Raw genomic sequence first — 21316 nt, forward strand, 5'->3', positions numbered from 1 at the left:
AGAGGAGAGGCGCGGCGATTTGCGCTGGCTCAGGCGGCCTGGCTGTCGTTGCGGCGCTCGCGCGGGAACACCGCGCTGAAGGTGCTGCCCTTGTCCGGCTCGCTCTTGATTTCCAGCCGGGCGTGGTGGCGGGCCAGCACGTGCTTGACGATGGCGAGGCCCAGACCGGTGCCGCCGCTGCCGCGCGAGCGGCCGCGGTCGACGCGGTAGAAGCGCTCGGTCAGCCGCGGGATGTGCTCGCGCGGGATGCCGATGCCGGTGTCGGCGACGGAAAAACGCAGCTGCTCGCCCTCGTCCTGCCAGGACAGGGTGATGCTGCCGCCCTCCGGCGTGTAGCGCACCGCGTTGGACACCAGATTGCCGAACGCCGAATGCAGCTCCTGGCCGCTGCCCCACAGGCCGGCGTCGCAGCAGCGCGCCAGCTTGACCTGGTGCCGCCCCTGAGACAGCCCCTCGGCCTCCACCATCAGCGTGTCCAGCATCATCTGCATGTCAACGTGCTCGGAGCTGACCGCCTTGGGGCTGTTCTCCAAGCGGGACAACGCCAGCAGGTCTTCCACCAGGCTCTGCATCCGCCGCGACTGCTCCATCATCATCGGCAGGAACTGGCGCAGCGTGCGCTCATCCACCTCGGGCATGTCGTTCAGCGTTTCGAGGAAGCCGCCGACCACGGTCAGCGGCGTGCGCAGCTCATGCGAGACGTTGGCGACGAAATCGCGGTGCACGGTCTGCACCCGCTCCAGCTGGGTGATATCGCGGGTCAGCAACAGCTTGCGGGTGGAGTCGAACGGCACCAGCTGCAGCGAGATCACCAGTTCGCGCGGCTGGCTGAAGCTCAGCGTCAGCGGCTGGCTGAAGCTGGCGTTCTTCATATAGGTGTGGAAGGCTGGCTGGCGGATCAGGTTGAGGATCTGGTTGCCGACGTCGCGCTTGCGGTCCAGGCCCAGATGCTCCACCGCCATCGGGTTCACCCATTCGATGCGGTCGTGCTCGTCCAGCACCACCACGCCGTCCGGCATCGCCTCGCCGGCGTTGATGAAGCGCTCCAGCGCGTGGGTCAGCTTCTTCTTGCTCTGGCTCTGATTGCGCATGGTGCGATAGAGGATCATGAACACCGAGTGCCAGACGCCGAAGCCGTCCGGCACCCGCTCGGGCACCGGATGGCGCAGCCAGCGCAGCAGCAGCGCGATGTGGTAGAGGTTGAAGGCCAGCCAGCCGCCCAGCGAAATGGCCAGCACCAGCAGCGCGTCGGTCGCCGACGACAGCGCCCAGAAACCGGCGCTGACGATCAGGATGGCCGCCAGCCACAGCGCGGTGCGTTGCAGGAGTTCTCGCATTACTGCTGGACGGAGAAGCGGTAGCCGGTGCCGCGCACGGTCTGGATCAGGCTGTCGTGCTCGGTGCCCTCCAGCGCGCTGCGCAGGCGGCGGATGTGCACGTCCACCGTGCGCTCCTCGACGAAGACGTGGTCGCCCCACACCTGGTCCAGCAGCTGGGCGCGGGAGTGGACGCGCTCCGGATGGGTCATGAAGAAGTGCAGCAGGCGGAATTCGGTGGGGCCAAGCTCGATCACGCTGCCGTTGCCGGTGACGCGGTGGGTCACCGGGTCCAGCCGCAAGCCTTGCACGTCGACCGCGTCGTCGGTCATCTGCGGCGCGCGGCGGCGCAGCACGGCCTTGATGCGGGCCAAGAGCTCGCGCGGCGAGAACGGCTTGGTGATGTAGTCGTCGGCGCCGGTTTCCAGGCCTGCGACCTTGTCCTGCTCGTCGGAGCGGGCGGTCAGCATGATGATGGGGATATGGCGGGTGCGCTCGTCGGCGCGCAGACGCTTGGCGACGTCGATGCCGCTGGCGCCCGGCAGCATCCAGTCCAGCAGCACCAGGTCGGGCAAGGCGTTCCTCACCAGCGTCAGCGCCGCCTCGGCGGTGCCCGCGCGCAGCACATGATGGCCGGCCTGGGCCAGATTGAAGGCGATCAGCTCCTGAATCGCCGGTTCGTCTTCGACAAGCAGAATGTTGGCGGCCATGTGGCTATCCTCGGGTTTGATTTTGCGGCAAGCATACAAACGCCAGATGACACTAATATGACATGTCTTGGAAAGTTCCCGCGCCGCGATTTTCCCGTAAACCGCCCTCCCGCGCCAGACCCCAAAAAAAACGGGCCTGCCTATCAGGCAGACCCGGAATGGTCGTCGTCAAAAACATTGATCTGACAAGAGACCAGGGACAAAGAGATCACCAGGACAGTCTCAAATGAGGGGGTCGTGCGACTCGCTCATCCGCAACCAATCTTGGAGCGGAGCAAACGGCGGGACGTGCCGCTTGTTCCAGATACGGGCTGAATTTTACGTAGCAATACTGCTGCACAGGCCACTCGACAATAGGATTTTTCTACATTTAGCTTTATTATCTATCTTTATTTCGTCATATTTCCTTTGATTCGAAACATGGATAGATTCGATCGAAAAATCCTCGCTGCGCTGCACGAAAATGCCAGGATCAGCTTCGCCGAACTGGCGCGGCGAGTGAACTTGTCGGCGCCGGCGGTCGCCGACCGGGTGGCCAAGCTGGAGCAATCCGGCGTGGTCACCGGCTACCATGCCCGCATCGATCCCAACCGGATCGGCCTGCCCATCGCCTGCCTGATCGAATTGACAGTCAAGCACTTGGAGTACTACCTGGTGATCGAGCAGATCCGCAATACGCCGGAAGTGATCGAGTGCGCGTCCATCACCGGCACCAGCGGCCTGATGATACGGGTGGCGGTGGACACCATGCCGGCGCTGCAGGCGCTGATCGCGCGGCTGATGCAGTTCGGCGACACCAAGACCTCGATCATCATCGACATGCCGGTGCCGCCGCGGATGCCGATGCTGAGCGACGACGAATGAAAAAACGGCCGGGGCCCCTAGGGCGCCGGCCGGAACAGAGAACAACTCTCCCTTACAGCGTCGCGGCTCAACCTGCCACGTGCTTGACGAAGCGCAGCATGTTGCAGGTGTAGCCGTACTCGTTGTCGTACCAGGCCACCACCTTGATGAAGGTCTTGTCCAGCGCGATGCCGGCGTCGGCGTCGAAGGTGGACGGCGCGGTGTTGCCGACGAAGTCGGTCGACACCACTTTTTCATCGGTGTAGCCCAGCACGCCCTTCAGTTCGCCTTCGGCGGCGGCCTTCATCGCCTTGCAGATGTCGGCGTAGTCGGCTTCCTTCTCCAGTTCCACGGTCAGGTCGACCACGGACACGTCGGAAGTCGGCACGCGGAAGGCCATGCCGGTCAGCTTCTTGTTCAATTCCGGAATCACCTTGCCCACGGCCTTGGCGGCGCCGGTGGACGACGGGATGATGTTTTCCAGGATGCCGCGGCCGCCGCGCCAGTCTTTGGACGACGGGCCGTCCACGGTCTTCTGGGTGGCGGTGGCGGCGTGCACGGTGCTCATCAGGCCGCGCTTGATGCCCCAGTTGTCATGCAGCACCTTGGCCACCGGGGCCAGACAGTTGGTGGTGCAGGAAGCGGCGGAGACGATGGTTTCGCCGGCGTATTTGTCATGGTTGACGCCGTAGACGAACATCGGAGTGTCGTCTTTGGACGGCGCGGACTGCACCACTTTCTTGGTGCCGGCGTCGATGTGCTTCTGGCAGCCTTCCTTGGTCAGGAAGAAGCCGGTGCAGTCGATGACGATCTCGGCATTCACCTCGTTCCACTTCAGGTCGGCCGGATCTTTTTCCGCGGTCAGGCGGATGGTCTTGCCGTTGACCACCAGGCTGCCGCCCTCGACCTTCACGTCGCCCTGGAAGCGGCCGTGCACCGAGTCGTACTTCAACATGTAGGCCAGGTATTCCGGGTCGAGCAGATCGTTGATGCCGACCACTTCCAGCTCGGGAAAATCCTTGGCGATGGCGCGGAACACCATGCGACCGATACGACCGAAACCGTTGATACCGACTTTGATAGCCATGATGAAGTCTCCTTGTCAGCTTGTGGCAGCTCAATGAACGATTCGATGGAGTGAACATCGCCACCGAAAAATACGAATTCCGCGGACGGGGCCTGTCGCCGCCGGGCGGGACAGCGCGTCCCGCCAAACGAAAACAGCGCAGGCCGTTTCCAGTCCCGCGCTGTCACTTTCCTCTGATTTTCGCTTGTAATCAACACGCTACATCAAGTGTTTGCGATTTTAGCGGCCTCATCCTTGCAAAACCGCGGCGTACGGCGCGGCATCGGCCTGCAGCACCACGTGCAGCAGGCTGGCGGACACCGCGGTGACGCCGCTGGCACCCAGCTGCAGCAGCGCAGCCTGGTCCACCAGCGCGGCGTCGGCCACTTCCACCCGCAGCCGGCTGCCGGCCACCGCCTCGATCTTGCGCACATTGCCGGCGCCGCCCAGCGCCGCCAGCCAGCGCGCCTTGTCGATGCTCGCGCCGCCCGCCGCGGCGGCGGAAGCCAGCGACTCGGCCACCGCCGGCGCAGCGGCTTGCGGTTCCGCGGCGGCGCTGCCCAGCGCGCCGCGAATCTCGTCGGCAATCAAATCGGCCTCCGGCCCCAGCACCACTTGCACGCTGCCGGCCGCCGGCTTGATCAGGCCGCGCGAACCCAGCGCCTTCAGCGCCGCCTCGTTGACCTTGTCGTTGCTGGCCACCTGCAGGCGCAGGCGGGTGGTGCAGGCATCCACCGATTTCAGGTTGGCGGCGCCGCCCAGCGCGTCGATGAAGGCGCGCGCGCGGCCGGTGCCGGCGCCGACTTCAGCCACGGCCACCATCACATCCTCGCGGCCCGGGGTTTTCAGGTCGAACTTGCGGATGAAGAACACGAACAGGCCGTAGTAAACAATGAAGTAGGCCGCGCCCACCGGCAGCAGCAGCAAGGGCTTGGTGGCCAAGCCGAAGTTCAGCAGATAGTCGAACAGGCCGGCGGAGAAGCCGAAGCCCAGCTTGACGTCCAGCGTCTGCATGATGGCCATCGCCAGGCCGGTCAACACCGCATGGATCGCATACAGCGCCGGCGCCAGGAACATGAAGGCGAATTCCACCGGCTCGGTGACGCCGGTCAGCATCGCCGTCAGCGCCATCGAGAACAGCAGGCCGCCGACGGCCGCGCGGTTTTCCGGCTTGGCGGTGCGGTACATCGCCAGGCAGGCGGCCGGCAGGCCGAACATCATCACCGGGAAGAAGCCGGACATGAACATGCCCGCGGTCTTGTCGCCGGCGAAGAAGCGGGTCAGGTCGCCGTGCACCAGCTTGCCGGCGGCATTGGTGAAGTCGCCCACTTGGAACCAGACCATGGTGTTGAGGATGTGGTGCAGGCCGGTGACGATCAGGATGCGGTTGAGCACGCCGTAGAAGAACACGCCGATCTCGCCCGCGCCGATCAGCCATTTGCCGACGCTGTCGATGCCATGCTGGATCGGCGGCCAGATGTAGCCGAGCACCGCGCCCAGGATCAGCATGGAGAAGCCGGTGACGATGGGGACGAAGCGCTTGCCTCCGAAGAAGGCCAGGTAGCTGGGCAGCTTGATGTCCTTGTAGCGGTTGTACAGATAGCCGGCGATCAAGCCCGACAAAATGCCGGACAGCACGCCCATATTGATCTTGTCGTCGATCACCTTCAGCACCGCGGTCAGCACCAGGAAGCCGATGGCGCCGGCCAGGCCGGACGTGCCATTGTTGTCCTTGGCGAAACCCACCGCCACGCCGATGGCGAAGATCAGCGCCAGGTTGCCGAAGATGGCGTCGCCCGCCTGGGCCATGATCTTGATGTCCAAGAGGTCGGGCTGGCCCAGCCTCAGCAGCAGGCCGGCCACCGGCAGCACGGCGATCGGCAGCATCAGGGCGCGCCCCAGCTGCTGGATGCCGGCAAACTTGTTAAGAGTACTCACAACATATCTCCCAGGTTAATTCTGGTGCCGTCTTGTCCGATGGCGGCTCCCCAGCACTTCGCACCGACGCCCGCCGTCACACGCCGGGCCACAGTTCCGTCACCCTGCCGCGCACCGCCTGCGGCGACCCCAGCGCCAACAGCCTCAGCGCCTCTTCCTCGCAATGCCGGCGCGACAGGCCGCGCACCAGGCTCTTCACTTCCGGCACCAGCCGCGGGCTGACCGACAGCTCGGCCACGCCCAGGCCGATCAGCACCGGCACCGCCTGCGGGTCCGAAGCCATCGCGCCGCACACGCCCACCCATTTGCCGTGCTTCTTGGCGCCCTCCACCGTGATGGCGATCAGGCGCAGCAGGCCGGGATGCATGGAATCAATGCGCGAGGCCAGCGTGGCGTTGCAACGGTCCATCGCCAGCGTGTACTGGGTCAGGTCGTTGCTGCCGATGGACAGGAAATCGGCGTGCTTGGCCAATTGGTCGGCCAGCAGCGCCGCCGACGGCACCTCCACCATCACGCCCAGCTGCGGCCGCTCGGCCAGATTCATTTCGCCGGCCAATTGCTCGATGCGCTCGCGCAGCCGGATCAGCTCGCCGACATCGGCGATCATCGGCACCAGGATGCGCAGCCGCGACAGCGGCTTCACCGCCAGCAGCGCGCGCAGCTGGGTGTCCAGCATGTCCGGATAGGCGAAGCCGGTGCGGATGCCCCTGAGGCCCAGCGCCGGATTCGGTTCCGGCGGCAGTTGCAGGTAAGGCACCTCTTTGTCGCCGCCCACGTCCAGCGTGCGGATGATGGCGTTGCGGCCGTCCAGCGCGTCCAGCACCGCCTGGTAGGCTTCGGTCTGCTCGGCCTCGGTCGGCGCGTCGCGGCGGTCGATGAACAGGAATTCGGTGCGCAGCAGTCCCACCGCGTCGGCGCCGTGGGCGACGCCCTCGCGCGCGTCGTCGGCGTTGGCGATGTTGACCGCCACTTCGATCGCCACGCCGTCCACGGTGATGGCCGGCGCGTTGGCCGACGCCTGCATCGCGCGGCGCTTCGCCTCCAGCCTGTCGATCTCGGCGCGGGCGGCGGCCAGATCGGCCGCGCTCGGCCGCGGATTGGCCAGGCCAGCACGCGCGTCCAGCACCAGAATCTGGCCCTGCTCCAGCGCCAGCGCCGACGGCCCGCAAGCCACCAGCGCCGGAATGCCCAGCGCGCGCGCCAGGATGGCGACATGGCCGCTGGCCCCGCCGGCGGCGGTGATGATGCCGGCCACCTTGCCGCGCGGCAGGCGGGTCAGCGCCGACGGCGCCAAGTCCTCGGCCGCCAGGATGGAGGCGTCGAACAGTTCCGGCCCCTGCTCCGGCTCGCCGTACAGCGCCACCAGCACCTGGCGCTCGATGTCTTTCAGATCGGCCACCCGCTCGGCCAGCAATTGATTGCCCAGTCCGGCCAGGATCGCGCACTGGGCGCGCACCGCGCGGCGGAAACCCATACCCGCACTACGCCCAGTGGCGATGTCGGCCTCGGCGGCGGACAGCAGCTCGGGGTCGTCCAGCAGCGCCAGATGGGCGGCGAAGATGTCGCTCTCGGCGGTGGCGCCGCGGCGCAAAGCCGCATCGATGCCGGACGAGATCGCGTCGCGCACCCGGCCGAGCGCCGCCGCCAGCGCGGCGCGCTCTTCCGCAATGCCCGCGCCCTGTTCCGGCAGCGGCATCTCGAAGGCGTCCAGTCTGACCACGCGCCCGATCGCCAGGCCCGGCGCGGCGGCCACGCCGGCGAGATAGCCGGCGACCGGTTCGCGGGCCTCAGCCGGCGCCGCGGCGGCATGGCCGGCTTCGCTGCGGGTCTGCAATGCCTCGATCACGGCGGCCAGCGCCGCGTCGGCGTCATGCCCGCTGGCGATGACCGCGACGCGGTCGCCCTCAGCCACGCCCAGGCCCATCAGCGCCACCACGCTGCGGGCATTGGCCCGCTTGCCGGACAATTCGATGAATACCTCGGCGGCGTGCCGCTTGGCCGCCTGCTGCGCCAAGGCCGAAGGCCGCGCGTGCAGGCCGCCCTCATGGCGCACCGTAGCCTCGCCGCGGCGTTCCGGGCCGCCGGCGGACTCGCGAGGGGAGACAGCCTCGCGAGCCGCCAGGGTCAGGAAGTGCGAACGGCCGGCTTCAAGCAGGCCTTCGGCACGGCGGGGGAAATGGAATTGATCGGAATTGGCGATGACCACCATGGTCTGCAGCGACGGCGCCTGGCGCGCCACCGAGTCCAGGTCCACTTCGATCAGCGGCTGGCCGGCTTGCACGCGGTCGCCGACGGCGACCAACGGACGGAAGCCGCGGCCTTCCAGCTTGACGGTATCGATGCCGATATGAATCAGCACTTCGGCGCCGTTGTCGGCGGCGATAGTCAGCGCATGGCCGGTGCGGGCCAGTTGGGCCACCGCGCCGCTACAGGGCGCCAGCAGCGTCGGCGACAGCGGGTCGATGGCCAGGCCATCCCCCATCATCCGCCCGGCGAATACCGGGTCGGGCACGCGGTCGAGCGCGATCGCCGGCCCGGAGAACGGGGCCAGCAGTTCGAGCGTTGTGGTCATCGAGCGTCCTTATTCTGTCGATTCTGTTGTCGGCGGGCCGCGTCGCCGCGGCCGCCACGGCGGTCTGCGCCGCCTGTCTGTTCATCCGGTCAACGGGTGCGGGTCACCTTGGACAGGTGGCGCGGCAGATCCGGATTCAGGCCGCGCGCCTCGGACAGGCGGGCCGCCATCAGGTAGAAGCTCTGGATCGCCAGCAGCGGGTCCAGCGCCTCATCGTCGGCCACCGCCAGCGTCAGGTCGCGGCTGGCCACATTGTCCGGCGCGGCCAGCAGCACGCGCGCGCCGCGGCCGCGCATTTCCTCGGCCAGATCGATCAGGCCCTGCTGCTCCGGGCCGCGCGGCGCGAACACCAGCAGCGGGTAGCCGTCGTCGATCAGCGCCATCGGGCCGTGCTTGATCTCGGCGCCGGAGAAAGCCTCGGCCTGGATCGCGCAGGTTTCCTTGAACTTCAGCGCCGCTTCCAGCGCTACCGCGAAGCCCAGGCCGCGGCCGACCACCATGATGCGTTCGGCCGGCTTCAGCACCTCGATCGCGGCCGACCAGTCCAGTCCGGCGGCGTCCTGCAACCGTTGCGGCAGGTTGGCCAGCGCGGACAGCAGCTTCTCGTCGGCCTGCCAGTGGGCGACCAGGCGGGCGACGGCGGACAGCGAAGCGATGTAGCTCTTGGTGGCGGCGACGCTCTTTTCCTCGCCGGCGCAGAGCGGAACCGCCCAGTCGCAGGACTCGGCCAGCGGCGACTGCTGCTTGTTGACCAGCGCCACGGTGTGGGCGCCGGCGGCGGACAGGGCCTTCATGGTGTCCACCAGGTCCGGGCTCTGGCCGGATTGCGACAGCGCGACGGCCAGCTGGCCGTCCACCGCCAGCGGCGACTGGTGCAGGGTGACCAGCGACATCGGCAGCGACACCACCGGAATGCCCAGCCGCTGCATCACCAGGTAGGCGAAATAGCTGGCGGCGTGGTCGGAGCTGCCGCGGGCGACGGTCAGCGCCAGCCGCGGGCTGATGCGGCCCAGCTCGCGCCCCAGCGCGGCCAGCCCTTCATCGGCGTACATATGTTGCGCCGCCACCGCTTCGGCGGAATACAGCGCTTCCTCAAGCATCAACGAGGCCAATCTCTTCTCCCTCAACGTAGACTTGCTGCAGATTCAGTTCGGCGTCCATCACCGCGATGTCGGCCCAGGCGCCGGCCGCCAGCCGGCCGCGGTCGGCCAGGCCCAGGTAATCGGCCGGATACAGCGACAGGCGATTGGAGGCGTCGGCCAGCGGCAGGCCGATCTTCACCAGATTGCGCAGCGCCTGGTCCATGGTCAGCGTGCTGCCGGCCAGCGTGCCGTCGGCCAGCCTGACGCCGCCCATGCACTTGGTGACCGAATGGGAGCCCAGCTTGTACTCGCCGTCCGGCATGCCGGCGGCGGCGGTGGAATCGGTGACGCAATACAGGCGCGGAATGGCGCGCAGCGCGGTGCGGATGGCGCCAGGGTGGACGTGGAGCAGATCGGGAATCAGCTCGGCGTACTCGGCATGGGCCAGCGCCGCGCCGACCACGCCCGGCTGGCGGTGATGCAAGCCGGTCATCGCGTTGAAAAGATGGGTGAAGCCGGACGCGCCCTGCTCCAGCGCGGCCACCGCCTCCTCATAGCTGCCGAGGGTATGGCCCATCTGCATCCGGACGCCCTGCGCGCTGAGTTCGCGGATGATGTCGAGGTGGCCCGGGATTTCCGGCGCCAAGGTGATCAGCGAGATCGGCGCCAGCGCGCGGTAGCCGTTGATCTGCGCCATCGCCGCCCGGCAGGCATCGTCAGGCTGGGCGCCGAGCTTGCCGGGGTTGATGTACGGACCTTCCAGGTGCACGCCGAGCACGCGGCTACCCGCCGGCGCCCGCTCCTTGCTGCAGCGGCCAATGTCCGCCAGCACGCGGGAGATTTCCTCCGGCGGCGCGGTCATGGTGGTGGCGAGCAAGGAGGTGGTACCGAAGCGCGCATGCAATCGGGCGACATGGGAGACGGCGTCGCCGCCCTCCATGATGTCGACGCCGCCGCCGCCGTGCACGTGCAGATCGATGAAGCCCGGCAGGATATAGCGTTCGGGCTGGCTGCCCGACGCCAGGCGGGCGTCTATCGCTGCGATGCGGCCATCGGCCGCCAGGCGCACGGTTCCGTCCATCCAGCCGGAGGCGGTCAGGATGCGGCCCTGCAAGGTCTGCGTTTCAGTCATCGTTTCAGTTCAGCTACGAAATCGTAATAATCGTTGCGGCAATAGGTGTCGGTCAGCTCGATCGCCACGTTGTCGGCGTTGAAGCCGATCCGGGTGATCAACAGCATCGCCTCGCCGGGGCGGATGCCCGCAAGCTGGGCCACGTCGCCGGAGGCGTTCACCGCCCGGATATGCTGCAGAGCCCGCACCACCGAATGGCCGGCCGCGTCCAGATGGGCGTACAGCGAAGTGCCCACTGCCTGCGGATCGGGCAGGTACGCGACCGGCATCGTGCTCATTTCAATCGCCATCACCACGCCGTCGGCAAGGCGCTGGCGCTTGAGCCGCGCCACCATCGAGGTCGGCGACAGCCCCAGTTTGATCACTTCCTCATTGCTGGGCGGAAACACGCCGCGCTCCAGCCACACCGACGAGGGCACGAAGCCACGCAGCCGCAGCTGCTCGGTGAAGCCGGTCAAGCGCGACAGCGGCTGCTCCAGCCTGGGCGTGATGAAGGTGCCCGACCCCTGGCGCCGGCGGATCATGCCCTGCTCCAGCAGTACGTCCATCGCCTTGCGCGCGGTCACCCGCGAAATGCCCAGCTCTTCCGAAAACGTCCGCTCCGACGGCAGCGCCTCGTCCGCTTGCCACCAGCCGGCGTTGATCGCGTCGGCCAGCTTGCGCGACAGCTGCAGATACAGCGGCGTGCTCAGGTTTTCATCCGGTTTCAATGCTTGCCAGCGGTTTTCCATGGTCGTCTGAAGTGGTCTGAAAACCGCAGTGTAAGCCCAGTCAAGCCGCACCGGTATCCCAACGCGGGACAGCTTGCAGCGTAACCGTTCTGTTACAGCTCGCACGGTAATACCACATTAATACCACGTCAATACCAATTATCAAGCCGCGAGCACTTGGCGCATCGCGCATGGCAACAAAACGACACTACCGGACGATCAGGAGAAATCGGAAAGAACCGCGGCAAGCGGGAGCAGCGGGATGGCTGGGACAAAACGCGCCGTCTGGCGACCAATCGGGCAGGTCAAATGACAGACGATCTTTGCAAGAATCAGAACTTGCGCTCTCAGCGCATGAGGATTGGCACTAATACCAATTAATAAACTTACATTTAATATGATGATCACATTTTCAATCATTTAGCCGATTCAAGGACGCCGGACGTCCTGGCTGATGACGATGCGCAGACATACCACTACCAGACAAGGAGTACGCATGAAACTGCATTGGCATCTTCCCGCCGCGCTGACCCTGAGCTGCCTGAGCGCCCCGCTATGGGCACACGGCGCGATGGAAATTCCGATCAACCGCGTCTACAGCTGCTTTCTGGAAGGCCCGGAAGCGCCGAAGTCCTCTGCCTGCCAGGCCGCCAAACAAGTGGGCGGCACCCAGGCGATGTACGACTGGAACGGCGTCAACCAGAACCCTCAGGGCGACAACCACCAGGCGGTGGCGCCGGACGGCACGCTGTGCGGCGGCGGCAAGGCCGAATTCAAGGGCTTCAATCTGGCCCGCGACGATTGGCGCGCCACCAGCATCGTGCCGGACGCCAGCGGCAACTTCGAATTCATCTATAAAGCCACCGCGCCGCACGCCACCAAGTACTTCAAGTTCTATGTCACCAGGAACGGCTGGAATCCGAAGCAAGCATTGAAATGGTCGGATCTGGAGCTGTTCGGCACCGTCAACGGCAATCCGACGCAGGATGCCAGCAAGCGTTACCACATGACCCTGAAGCTGCCGCAAGGCAAGACCGGCCCCCACATCATCTTCAATGTCTGGAAACGCTCCGACAGCGAGGAAGCGTTCTATTCCTGCTCCGACGTCAACTTCGGCGGCGATACCGCGCCGCCTGCGGCCAATCCGTGGAAGGAAATCGGCAACGTCGCCGCGCGCGAGAATCTGCCGGCCGGCAGCAGCGCCACGCTGCGCGTGTTCGACAGCCAGGGCCGCGACGCCGAAAAACACACGGTGGCGCTGAATGCCGTCAGCGGCCAGATCGCGAATTGGCCGTACGAGCTGGCGCAGAAGGTGAACGCCGCCTCGCCGCTCATCCGCATCGGCGTGATGAAGTCGCAGCAGCGCGCGGTTTCCATCGTCCCGGTGAAGGACGCCACCGCCAATCGCGTCTATCTGAACGACAGCTACAAGGGCTACGGCTTCGCGATCGACCTGAAGAAGGGCGATGCCGGCGCCCAGCCGCCGGCGGCCAACGCCTGGAAAGAAGGCGATAAATACGCGCAAAGCCAGGTGGTCAGCTACCAAGGCTGCCAATACCGCTGCCTGCAGTCGCACACCGCCTGGGCCGGTGCCGGCTGGACGCCATCCACCCAGCCCACGCTGTGGCAGGCTATCTGAGCTCTGCGCCCGCGATGAAAAACGCCGCTCTCGGGAGCGGCGTTTTTTTGCTTGATTGGCAAGGTAGCGGTTCCGCTACAGGAACGCCCCTATCGCCCCGACATGCATGCCGGAAAGGCCGGCCGCCCTCATGAACGCCGCCAGCTGATCAACACCACCGCGGTGACGATCACCACCATCGCCAGCATCTCGTGCGCGCCGACATGCTCGCCCAGGAACACCGCGCCCAGCAGCACCGCGATCACCGGATTGACGTAGGCGTAGCTGGTGGCCGCCGCCGCCGACACCGTTTTCAACAAATACAGGTAGGCGCTGTAGGCGATCATCGAACCGAACACCGTCAAGTACAGCAGCGCGGCCCAGCCTTCGATGCCGGGCCAGGCGGCCAGACGTTCGCCGACGGCGAAGCTGGACGCGATCAGGGCCAGGCCGCCGAAAATCATGGTCCAGGCGCTGCCCATCGCGCCGGCTGGCTGCGGCAGCTTCTTGCTCCAGGCCGAACCCAGCGCCCAGCCGGCCGAAGCCAGAATCAGCAAGGCCGCGCCGCGCGGGCTGGCGCTGAGGCTGGAGCCCAGATTCAGCAGCGCGATGCCGGCCACGCCCAATGCCATGCCGGCCCACTCCAGCGGCCGCGACTTGTGGCCGAACAAACGGGCGAACAGCAGCGTGAACAGCGGCACCGTCGCGATCACCAGCGCGGCGACGCCGGACGACACCTCGCGCTCGGCCACCGTCACCAAGCCGTTGCCTATCGCCGGCATCAGCACGCCCAGCAAAGCCGCGCCGCCCAACTGGCGCGCATTCGGCCACGGCGTTTTCTTCCACGCGAGATAGGCCAGCACCAGGCTGCCGGCCAGCCAGAAGCGTATGCCGGCCATCAGCAGCGGCGGCCAGGATTCGACCCCGATGCGGATGACCAGATAGGTGGAGCCCCAGACCAGGTAGAGGGCGAGGAAGGCGGCCAGCGTCAGCGGCGCGAGGCGTGAAAAAGGCATGGTTCAGTCCGTAAATTCCGAACCGAAACCATGCCGTATGCAAACCGAAACGGCAAGCGTCTTAACGCGTCGCCAGCCGCTGCAGGATGTTGGAGAACTCTTCCATATAGGTGTCGAAGCGGGTGGCCAGGCGGTCCACATCGGTGGCGAAGCGGTTGTAGGCCACCACCGCCGGAATCGCCGCGAACAGGCCGATGGCGGTGGCCACCAGCGCCTCGGCGATGCCCGGGGCCACGGTGCTCAGCGTGGCCTGGCCGGCGTTCCCCAGCCCGATGAAGGCGTGCATGATGCCCCACACGGTGCCGAACAGGCCGATGTAGGGGCTGACCGAGCCGACGGTGGCCAGGAAGGAGGTATGGCTGTCCAGCGTGTCCAGTTCGCGCTGCGCTGCCGCCCGCATCGCGCGGCGGGAACCATCCATGATGTCGGACAGCTCGGCGCCGCTGCGGCCGCGCTGCTTCAGGAACTCGGCGAAGCCGGACTGGAAGATGCGCTCCATGCCGGCGGTGTCGCTGCGGCGGCACACATCCTCATACAGGCGGTTCAGATCGGCGCCGCTCCAGAAGTTGCGCTCGAACTCCTCGCTGTGGCGCTTGGCCGAACGCAGCACCGAGATCTTGTTGAAGATCAGCGCCCAGGACAGCAGCGACGTCAGCGCCAGGCCCGCCATCACCAGCTGCACCAGCAGGCTGGCGTTCAGGATCAGGCTGATAAAAGAAATCTGTTGCACGTTTTATTCCTCAGTTCACACGCGGCCTAGCGCAATACGCGGCCGCTCTCCAGATCGATGATGGTCGATGGCTTGCGCCGCTTGCCGATGCGGCCCGGCAGCGTCAGCACCTTGTCCTTGAAAGCCATTCGACAGGCTCGCGCCGTCTTCAGCGATTTCTGCCCGGCCCGGTTGGCCGAAGTGGACACCAGCGCCGTGCCAAGCCGGCGGCACAAGGCCGCCGCCTCGCCGTGCGCGGTGACCCGCACCGCGATCTTGTGGTGCCGGCCGCGCAAGGCCGGCGGCACCCGCCGCGACGCCGGCAGCAAAAAGGTATATGGACCGGGCCAATAGCGCGCCAGTTCCGCGCGCTGCGCGGCGGACAACGGTTTGACCAGGTGGCGGATCTGCTCGAAATCGGCGGCGATGACGATCAGCCCCTTGTGGTTGGGCCGCGCCTTGATCGCCAGCACGCGGCGTATCGCGCGGGTATCGAGCGGACGGCAACCCAAACCGTAGCAGGATTCAGTGGAATAGGCGATCACGCCGCCATCGCGCAGCTGCTTGCGGGTCCGTTGCTGCAAACGGCTGCCAGGCAGGCGCGGCAAGGGACCGGAACCGGACTTCATGATTGATCAAGCTAGATGGAAACAGAAGCAGCCATTGTAGCGGCAACGGCGCAAAAACACAGGCGGAAATGCGAGGAAAGGGAAAGGCGATGCCGAAGCGGCGACGCGGCGCGCGTCGGCATCGGACACGCGTCAGAGCAGCAGATGCTCGTGGTCTTCGGGAGGATCTTCCGGCGCGGCGCGCCAGGCATAGCAACGCGCGGGCACTCCGGCATCGGTATTGAACTGCTTCAGCCAGTAAGCCACGCGGCGCCAGCAGCGCTTTTCGTGGGTCAGGAAACGCAATAGCCGGCTGCGACTTCCAGGCTCCGGATCGGCCGGCAGGCCGTGTTCGGTAGTCAGTGCGGACATGATGGCTCGCTCCAGGATTGAGGTATGGATGCACTCTCAAGCGAACTGTAGCGGCCGGGGTGTCAAATTCCCGCAGAAACGGCGACGCGCCGCATCAAATTTTCATAAATACACGGCACATCCCGCTCCTGCCATTGGAATCGCAAAATTAAGCTAGAGTCTGTACACATTCTATTTTGTTACAAAAAGAACAGCCATTTGTCATTTATTGGATTTAAATGCCCGACAATCATATTGTAAACAGAATGAAAATGGCGTGTTTTTAAAAAAACTGCAACAAACTTTCATAGTCATGGCAGAATTATACATTCCGATACAATTTTGATACCAAGCACGCACTTTAAACCATAACCATGACTCAGCATGCGCACACAGGATCGGCGGTCTTCGCGGAGCAGGCCCGAGCGCTCCAGGCTCAGGCGGACAGACTGTCGGACGACTTCAACCATGCGGTGGAGCTGATTCACGCCACGCAAGGCAAACTGATCGTCTGCGGCATGGGCAAATCCGGCATCATCGGCCGCAAGATCGCCGCCACTTTCGCGTCCACCGGCACCTCCAGCTTCTTTGTCCACCCAGGCGAGGCCTTCCATGGCGACCTGGGCATGATCAGTCCGCAGGACAGCGTGCTGCTGCTGTCCAACAGCGGCGAGACCGAGGAAGTGCTGCGCCTGCTGCCCTACCTGAAACACATCGGCGCGCCGGTACTGGCCATCACCGGCGGAAGCGATTCGACGCTGGCCCGCGAGGCGGACTGCGCCTTGCTGGTCCCGATCGAACGCGAAGCCTGCCCCCATAATCTGGCCCCCACCACGTCGACCACCCTGACGCTGGTGATGGGCGACGCGCTGGCCGTGGCCTTGATGGAACTGCGCCAGTTCCAGCCCACTGACTTCGCCCGCTTCCACCCCGGCGGCTCTCTGGGCAGAAAATTGCTGACCCGCGTCCGCGACGTGATGACGCCGACCGTTCCCAGCAATCATCCCGGCGACGATTTCAAGCAAGTGGTCAACCACATGACCAAGGGCTGCCTGGGCCTGACCGTGGTGCTGGACGACGATGGCAGCCTGCTGGGCATCATCACCGATGGCGACCTGCGCCGCGGCATGGAACGCAGCGACGCGCCCGGCACGCTGAGCGCCCGCCAGCTGATGACGCCCACGCCATTGACCATTCCCTGCGATGCGATGTTCGCGGATGCGGAAGAGCTGATGCTGAAACACAAGATCACGTCCTTGATCGCGGTGGACCAGCGCAACCGCCCGGCCGGCATCGTCAAGTATTTCGACCTGTGACGGCGCGCAATGGCTGGAGCGTGATGCGCAACTCCGTGCATGCGCTGTTCCTGAGAGAACTCAAGACCCGCTTCGGCGAATACCGGCTGGGCTATCTGTGGGCGCTGCTGGAGCCCGTCCTGCAGATGATGGTGATGCTGGCGATCATGGGTTTCCTGATGCATCGCGTGATGCCGGACATTTCGTTCCCGGTCTTTTTCGTATGCGGCATCGTCCCTTACTCGCTGTTTTCCAACATCGCCACCCGTTCGCTCAACGCCATCGAGGCCAACCGAGGGCTGTTCAGCTATCGCCCGGTTCATCCAGTGGATGCCGTATTGGCGCGCTCATTGCTGGAGTGCCTGATCCAAGGCGGTTGCTTCGCGGCGTTGCTGGCGGGGCTGTGGCTGCTGGGCGAGCCGATGCGCATCGACAATCTCCCCATGCTGCTCTCGATCTGGCTGGCGCTGGCGCTGCTATCGCAAGGGCTGGGGTTCGCCTTCATGGTGCTGGGACATGCCTTCAAGGCTGCGGACAAGATTTTGCCGCTGCTGCTCCGCCCGCTGTATTTCGCCAGCGGCGTGATGTTTTCACTGCATGTGTTCCCGCCCGAGTTTCGCTATCTGGTGGACTGGAATCCTTTGCTGCACGCCTTCGAGCTGATGCGCCATGCCGTTTCGCCCAGCTATCCGCTGTACGACATCAGCCTGAGCTATGTATGGCTGTGGGCGCTGGTTTCCCTATTCATTGGACTCTTGCTTTACAAGGCCCGCGAACCGGCCATCCTGCGCTCATGATCCAGATCCGCAATCTCAGCAAGTCCTATCGCACCCCTGCAGGACGGCACTACGTATTCAAAAACCTGACAGTGGATATCCCATCCGGCGTCAGCGTCGGCCTCATCGGCCGCAACGGCGCCGGCAAGTCCACGCTGCTGCGCATCTTGGGCGGCATGGACCGGCCAGACTGCGGTTCAGTGCATACCGACCGGACAGTCTCCTGGCCGGTCGGTTTGTCCAGCGGATTCCAAGGCAGCATGACTGGCCGCGAAAACGTCAAATTCGTCGCCCGGCTCTACGCCGACAAACATGAGCTGCCGGAAAAAGTGGCCTTTGTCGAAGCCTTTGCGGAGCTCGGCAAACATTTCGACATGCCGATGAAAACCTACTCCTCCGGCATGAAGTCACGGCTGGGATTTGGCTTGTCCATGGCATTCGACTTCGACTACTACCTGATCGATGAAGTCACCGCGGTCGGCGACGCCAGCTTTAAAGCCAAAAGCGCCCGGCTGATGGAGGGAAAGCGCCGGCAAAGCCAGTTTTTGATGGTGTCGCACAGCATGGCCGAGATCCAGCGCCTCTGCGATGCCGCCCTGCTGCTGGGCCGGGAAGGCGTGCGCTACTACAACCAGATCGACGAGGCCATCGAGGCCTATAAGAAGGAAGAAGATGTTCAAGTGGTTTGAAAATCCAGGCCCCCAGGCCGATGGCGCGTCCATCCTCCCCTCATCCTTGTCGCTGCAAGGCTGGCTGCGACGCGCCAGCCGCGACAAGTTGGCGCTGCTGCTGATCGCCCTTCCGCTGCTGTTGACCGGCCTTTACTTCGCCACCATCGCGCATGATCGCTATGTCAGCGAGTCGCGCGTCATCGTCAAGCGCGGATCGGACGACCGGGGAGGCAGCCTAGACCTGGGCTTCCTGCTGGGCGGCAACGCCTCCACCCTGCGCGAAGACGCCATGCTGCTGCAGCAATACATCCACTCTCCGGACATGCTGGCGCGGCTGGACAAAGCGCTGAACCTGAAGCAAGCCTTCGCCGAACCCGCCGGTTGGGACTGGTTTTATCGCCTGCCGGCCAACGCTACCCGCGAGGAGTTCCTGAATTACTATCGCGGGCGCGTCGACGTGCAGTTCGATGAAAAAACCGCGTTGCTGGTCATCCGCAGCCAGGGATTCACATCGCGGTTTTCTCAACAGCTCAACCAGGCCATCCTGGCCGAAAGCGAGCGCTTCATCAATGAGCTGTCGCACAAGATCAGCCGCGAAGACATGGCTTTCGCCCAAAAGGAAGCGGACTACGCCTACCGCGAACTCAGCCGGGCTCGCGAACAGTTATTGAGCTATCAGAACCGCCACGGCCTGATCGACCCGCACGCCCAAGCGCAGGCCACCGGACAACTGGTGGCGGAGCTGGAAGGCAAGCAGGCGCAACTGGAAGCGGAGCTGCGCAATCTGCAAAGCTATCTGCAAAGCGACTCGCCGCAAGTCATCGCCGCCCGCAACGCGCTGGATGCGCTGACAACCCAGGTCGCCCGCGAAAAATCCAAGCTCGTCTCGCCCGACGACGACAAGCTGAACCGCAAGACCGCGCAATTCCAGGAAATCCGCGCTTATACGGAGTTCCGCACCGACCTGTACAAGCTGGCGCTAACCGCGCTGGAAAAAGCCAAAGTCGCCTCAGCGCACAAACTCAAAAGCCTGGCCGTGATCAGCGCCCCCCAACTGCCGGAAGAGGCGGAGTACCCCCGCAAGCTCTACGTGCTGGGCTCGCTGTTGCTGCTTTGCGGCTTGCTGTACGGCACCGTGCGCCTGACGCTGTCCATCATTGAAGACCACAAAATTTAAAACAATGCGCCTGACATCCTTCATCCTGTTGCTTGCCTCCAGCTCGGTCTTCGCCCAGCCCGGCGCGCCCATGGGCAGCCCAGCCGCGCCCGATGCCGCCGCCATAGCCGCGATCAAAAACGCGTCAACCACGCCGCCTCCCGCCGCGCCGCAAGCGGCCGCGGAACCGCAAGTCCCGGTACAAGCGCCCAGCCGCATGTTCGGCTCGCAGCTGTTCGGAGGCGCCTTTCGCCACAGCGCCGGCATCGGCTTCAACCCGGACTATCAGATCAGCATCGGCGACCGCATCTCCTTGCGCCTGTGGGGTGCCTTCATGTACGAGGGCCAGCTGGCCGTCGATCCGCAAGGCAATATCTTCGTCCCCAATATCGGCCCCGTTACCGTGTCCGGCGTGCGCAACGGCGAATTGAACAATGTCATCTCCAATCACGTGCGCCGCGTATACAAAGCCAATGTCCATGCCTACGCCTCGCTGGACATCGCCCAACCGGTGAAAGTCTTCGTCACCGGCTTCGTCAAGCAACCCGGCCTGTATGGCGGGATCGCCGCCGACAGCGTGCTGAGCTACCTGGACAAAGCCGGCGGCGTGGACGCCGAGCGCGGCAGCTATGTCGACATCTCGATCCGCCGCGGCGAAACCATTCGCAAGCATCTGAATCTTTATGACTTTCTGCTGAACGGCAAGCTGGGCCTGGTGCAATTTTCCGATGGCGACGTAATCATCGTCGGCCCGCGCCAACACACCTTCGCAGTCAACGGCGAGGTATACAACGCCAACGACTTCGAGTTCGGCAAAAACCAGATCAGCGTCAATGACGCGTTGGCCATGGCGCGCCCCAAGCCCGGCGCCACCCATATCAGCATCACTCGGCGGCAAGGCAGCGAAAAAACCAGCGAATACTATCCTCTCGCCGGCGCCGGCAGCGTCACGCTGAATGACGGCGATCAGCTGACCGTGACTGCCGACCGCTACGCAGGCACGATCCAGGTCCGCGTGGAAGGGGCGCATTCCGGCGAGCACGCCATCGTGCTGCCCTATGGCGCGACGATGGCTGACGTATTGGCCAAAGTCCGCTCCAACAGCATGTCGCAAACCGACTCTATCCAGTTATTCCGCAAGTCGGTGGCCGAACGCCAGAAAGCCATGCTGGCCTTGTCCCTGCAAAAACTCCAGGAAACCGCCTTTTCCGCCCGCTCCTCCACCAAGGAGGAGTCCGAGCTGCGCACCCGCGAAGCCGAGCTGATCGAACGCTTCGTCGCCAAGGCCGGCAAAGTCGATCCCAAAGGCCAGGTCGTACTGAACGAAAAAGCCCTGCAAACCACCCTGCTGGAAGATGGCGACGTGATCCGGATACCGGAAAAAACCAGCGTGGTCATGGTCCATGGCGATGTGCTGTTCCCCAACGCCGTCAGTTGGCAGTCGGGGCTGAACGTGGGCGACTACGTGGAACAAGTGGGCGGTTACAACCAGAGCGCCGACAAATCCCGTCTGATTCTGATGAAACAGAACGGCGAGGCGCTGCCCGTCAGCGAACGCGCCAAAGTCGTCGCCGGCGATGAAGTGATGGTGATGCCCAAGATAGACAGCAAAAACATCGAGGTCACCCGCGGCATCACCCAGATTCTGTACCAGATCGCCGTAGCGGCGAAGGTGATTCTGGATCTCTGATCCATACAAGAACACAAAGGGCCGGCGCGACGCCGGCCACGCGCACAAGCTTAGGAG

20 protein-coding genes are annotated in these 21316 nt (G+C 64.7%); 7 read left to right on the forward strand and 13 right to left on the reverse strand.

The annotated features are described in order from the left end of the window. Positions 1 to 29: 29 nt before the first annotated feature. Together phoR and phoB are read right to left on the reverse strand one after the other, a co-directional pair. Complete coding sequence (phoR, locus tag VA599_RS18385; RefSeq protein ID WP_021475524.1) at positions 30 to 1337, reverse strand: phosphate regulon sensor histidine kinase PhoR; 1308 nt, start codon at positions 1335 to 1337, stop codon at positions 30 to 32. Continuing rightward, positions 1337 to 2026 carry a phosphate regulon transcriptional regulator PhoB gene (gene phoB / locus VA599_RS18390; protein ID WP_021475523.1) on the reverse strand — a complete coding sequence of 230 codons (690 nt, stop codon included), beginning with the start codon at positions 2024 to 2026 and terminating at the stop codon, positions 1337 to 1339. The genes phoR and phoB overlap by 1 nt, the downstream gene beginning before the upstream one ends. Before the next feature lie 420 nt (positions 2027 to 2446). On the opposite strand from phoB, the gene VA599_RS18395 reads away from it, so the two are divergent. After that, the gene (locus VA599_RS18395; RefSeq protein WP_021475522.1) at positions 2447 to 2890 is read left to right on the forward strand and encodes an Lrp/AsnC family transcriptional regulator; all 444 of its coding nucleotides are present in this window, start codon (positions 2447 to 2449) and stop codon (positions 2888 to 2890) included. A gap of 67 nt (positions 2891 to 2957) precedes the next feature. Here the strand turns inward: VA599_RS18395 and gap are convergent, their stop codons facing one another. From gap to VA599_RS18430, 7 genes are all read right to left on the reverse strand, one after another. Next, complete coding sequence (gap, locus tag VA599_RS18400; RefSeq protein ID WP_346789918.1) at positions 2958 to 3956, reverse strand: type I glyceraldehyde-3-phosphate dehydrogenase; 999 nt, start codon at positions 3954 to 3956, stop codon at positions 2958 to 2960. Between the two features lie 228 nt (positions 3957 to 4184). After that, on the reverse strand, positions 4185 to 5873 hold the full coding sequence (nagE, locus tag VA599_RS18405) for an N-acetylglucosamine-specific PTS transporter subunit IIBC (protein WP_104945546.1): 1689 nt from the start codon (positions 5871 to 5873) through the stop codon (positions 4185 to 4187). 76 nt (positions 5874 to 5949) lie between these two features. Then, the gene (gene ptsP, locus VA599_RS18410) at positions 5950 to 8445 is read right to left on the reverse strand and encodes a phosphoenolpyruvate--protein phosphotransferase (protein ID WP_346789920.1); all 2496 of its coding nucleotides are present in this window, start codon (positions 8443 to 8445) and stop codon (positions 5950 to 5952) included. An 89-nt stretch (positions 8446 to 8534) separates the two neighbouring features. Beyond that, positions 8535 to 9557, reverse strand: a complete 1023-nt coding sequence (locus tag VA599_RS18415) for an SIS domain-containing protein (RefSeq protein WP_031295869.1) — start codon at positions 9555 to 9557, stop codon at positions 8535 to 8537. Beyond that, the gene (gene nagA, locus VA599_RS18420) at positions 9538 to 10659 is read right to left on the reverse strand and encodes an N-acetylglucosamine-6-phosphate deacetylase (RefSeq protein WP_346789921.1); all 1122 of its coding nucleotides are present in this window, start codon (positions 10657 to 10659) and stop codon (positions 9538 to 9540) included. The genes VA599_RS18415 and nagA overlap by 20 nt, the downstream gene beginning before the upstream one ends. Continuing rightward, entirely contained in the window at positions 10656 to 11390 is a 735-nt protein-coding gene (locus VA599_RS18425; protein WP_021475838.1) for a GntR family transcriptional regulator, read from the reverse strand. The genes nagA and VA599_RS18425 overlap by 4 nt, the downstream gene beginning before the upstream one ends. Before the next feature lie 198 nt (positions 11391 to 11588). Continuing rightward, a complete protein-coding gene (locus tag VA599_RS18430; RefSeq protein WP_158677413.1) occupies positions 11589 to 11789 on the reverse strand; it encodes a hypothetical protein in 201 nt (66 codons plus the stop codon). A 76-nt stretch (positions 11790 to 11865) separates the two neighbouring features. Here VA599_RS18430 and VA599_RS18435 point away from each other — a divergent pair, with 76 nt between their 5' ends. After that, entirely contained in the window at positions 11866 to 13008 is a 1143-nt protein-coding gene (locus VA599_RS18435; protein WP_346789923.1) for a lytic polysaccharide monooxygenase, read from the forward strand. A gap of 128 nt (positions 13009 to 13136) precedes the next feature. Here the strand turns inward: VA599_RS18435 and yedA are convergent, their stop codons facing one another. From yedA to VA599_RS18455, 4 genes are all read right to left on the reverse strand, one after another. Continuing rightward, positions 13137 to 14003: a drug/metabolite exporter YedA gene (gene yedA / locus VA599_RS18440; RefSeq protein ID WP_346789924.1), complete on the reverse strand. Its 867-nt coding sequence runs from the start codon at positions 14001 to 14003 to the stop codon at positions 13137 to 13139. A gap of 61 nt (positions 14004 to 14064) precedes the next feature. Beyond that, the gene (tolQ, locus tag VA599_RS18445; RefSeq protein WP_021475840.1) at positions 14065 to 14733 is read right to left on the reverse strand and encodes a protein TolQ; all 669 of its coding nucleotides are present in this window, start codon (positions 14731 to 14733) and stop codon (positions 14065 to 14067) included. A 26-nt stretch (positions 14734 to 14759) separates the two neighbouring features. Further along, positions 14760 to 15341 carry an L-threonylcarbamoyladenylate synthase type 1 TsaC gene (gene tsaC, locus VA599_RS18450; RefSeq protein WP_186338496.1) on the reverse strand — a complete coding sequence of 194 codons (582 nt, stop codon included), beginning with the start codon at positions 15339 to 15341 and terminating at the stop codon, positions 14760 to 14762. A 132-nt stretch (positions 15342 to 15473) separates the two neighbouring features. Continuing rightward, positions 15474 to 15692, reverse strand: a complete 219-nt coding sequence (locus tag VA599_RS18455; protein WP_346789926.1) for a hypothetical protein — start codon at positions 15690 to 15692, stop codon at positions 15474 to 15476. A 353-nt stretch (positions 15693 to 16045) separates the two neighbouring features. Between VA599_RS18455 and VA599_RS18460 the strand changes: the two genes are divergently transcribed. From VA599_RS18460 to VA599_RS18480, 5 genes are read left to right on the forward strand one after another with little or no spacing between them, the layout of a single operon-like run. After that, positions 16046 to 16987 carry a KpsF/GutQ family sugar-phosphate isomerase gene (locus VA599_RS18460; RefSeq protein ID WP_346789927.1) on the forward strand — a complete coding sequence of 314 codons (942 nt, stop codon included), beginning with the start codon at positions 16046 to 16048 and terminating at the stop codon, positions 16985 to 16987. Between the two features lie 23 nt (positions 16988 to 17010). Beyond that, the gene (locus VA599_RS18465) at positions 17011 to 17763 is read left to right on the forward strand and encodes an ABC transporter permease (protein WP_346789929.1); all 753 of its coding nucleotides are present in this window, start codon (positions 17011 to 17013) and stop codon (positions 17761 to 17763) included. Next, positions 17760 to 18431 carry an ABC transporter ATP-binding protein gene (locus VA599_RS18470; RefSeq protein WP_021475845.1) on the forward strand — a complete coding sequence of 224 codons (672 nt, stop codon included), beginning with the start codon at positions 17760 to 17762 and terminating at the stop codon, positions 18429 to 18431. The genes VA599_RS18465 and VA599_RS18470 overlap by 4 nt, the downstream gene beginning before the upstream one ends. Beyond that, positions 18415 to 19590 carry a KpsE/RkpR family capsule polysaccharide export protein gene (locus tag VA599_RS18475; RefSeq protein ID WP_346789931.1) on the forward strand — a complete coding sequence of 392 codons (1176 nt, stop codon included), beginning with the start codon at positions 18415 to 18417 and terminating at the stop codon, positions 19588 to 19590. The genes VA599_RS18470 and VA599_RS18475 overlap by 17 nt, the downstream gene beginning before the upstream one ends. A gap of 4 nt (positions 19591 to 19594) precedes the next feature. Then, a complete protein-coding gene (locus tag VA599_RS18480; RefSeq protein ID WP_346789933.1) occupies positions 19595 to 21259 on the forward strand; it encodes a polysaccharide biosynthesis/export family protein in 1665 nt (554 codons plus the stop codon). Positions 21260 to 21316: the final 57 nt, after the last annotated feature.

This window comes from Chromobacterium indicum (assembly GCF_039708975.1).
GTDB lineage: Bacteria > Pseudomonadota > Gammaproteobacteria > Burkholderiales > Chromobacteriaceae > Chromobacterium > Chromobacterium piscinae.

Bases quoted from the DNA above. Each gene is read 5' to 3' on its own strand.
- phoR (WP_021475524.1), bottom strand. From the start codon at position 1,337: ATGCGAGAACTCCTGCAACGCACCGCGCTGTGGCTGGCGGCCATCCTG.
- phoB (WP_021475523.1), bottom strand. From the start codon at position 2,026: ATGGCCGCCAACATTCTGCTTGTCGAAGACGAACCGGCGATTCAGGAG.
- VA599_RS18395 (WP_021475522.1), top strand. From the start codon at position 2,447: ATGGATAGATTCGATCGAAAAATCCTCGCTGCGCTGCACGAAAATGCC.
- gap (WP_346789918.1), bottom strand. From the start codon at position 3,956: ATGGCTATCAAAGTCGGTATCAACGGTTTCGGTCGTATCGGTCGCATG.
- ptsP (WP_346789920.1), bottom strand. From the start codon at position 8,445: ATGACCACAACGCTCGAACTGCTGGCCCCGTTCTCCGGGCCGGCGATC.
- nagA (WP_346789921.1), bottom strand. From the start codon at position 10,659: ATGACTGAAACGCAGACCTTGCAGGGCCGCATCCTGACCGCCTCCGGC.
- VA599_RS18425 (WP_021475838.1), bottom strand. From the start codon at position 11,390: ATGGAAAACCGCTGGCAAGCATTGAAACCGGATGAAAACCTGAGCACG.
- VA599_RS18430 (WP_158677413.1), bottom strand. From the start codon at position 11,789: ATGATTGAAAATGTGATCATCATATTAAATGTAAGTTTATTAATTGGT.
- VA599_RS18435 (WP_346789923.1), top strand. From the start codon at position 11,866: ATGAAACTGCATTGGCATCTTCCCGCCGCGCTGACCCTGAGCTGCCTG.
- yedA (WP_346789924.1), bottom strand. From the start codon at position 14,003: ATGCCTTTTTCACGCCTCGCGCCGCTGACGCTGGCCGCCTTCCTCGCC.
- tsaC (WP_186338496.1), bottom strand. From the start codon at position 15,341: ATGAAGTCCGGTTCCGGTCCCTTGCCGCGCCTGCCTGGCAGCCGTTTG.
- VA599_RS18455 (WP_346789926.1), bottom strand. From the start codon at position 15,692: ATGTCCGCACTGACTACCGAACACGGCCTGCCGGCCGATCCGGAGCCT.
- VA599_RS18460 (WP_346789927.1), top strand. From the start codon at position 16,046: ATGACTCAGCATGCGCACACAGGATCGGCGGTCTTCGCGGAGCAGGCC.
- VA599_RS18465 (WP_346789929.1), top strand. From the start codon at position 17,011: ATGCGCAACTCCGTGCATGCGCTGTTCCTGAGAGAACTCAAGACCCGC.
- VA599_RS18470 (WP_021475845.1), top strand. From the start codon at position 17,760: ATGATCCAGATCCGCAATCTCAGCAAGTCCTATCGCACCCCTGCAGGA.
- VA599_RS18475 (WP_346789931.1), top strand. From the start codon at position 18,415: ATGTTCAAGTGGTTTGAAAATCCAGGCCCCCAGGCCGATGGCGCGTCC.
- VA599_RS18480 (WP_346789933.1), top strand. From the start codon at position 19,595: ATGCGCCTGACATCCTTCATCCTGTTGCTTGCCTCCAGCTCGGTCTTC.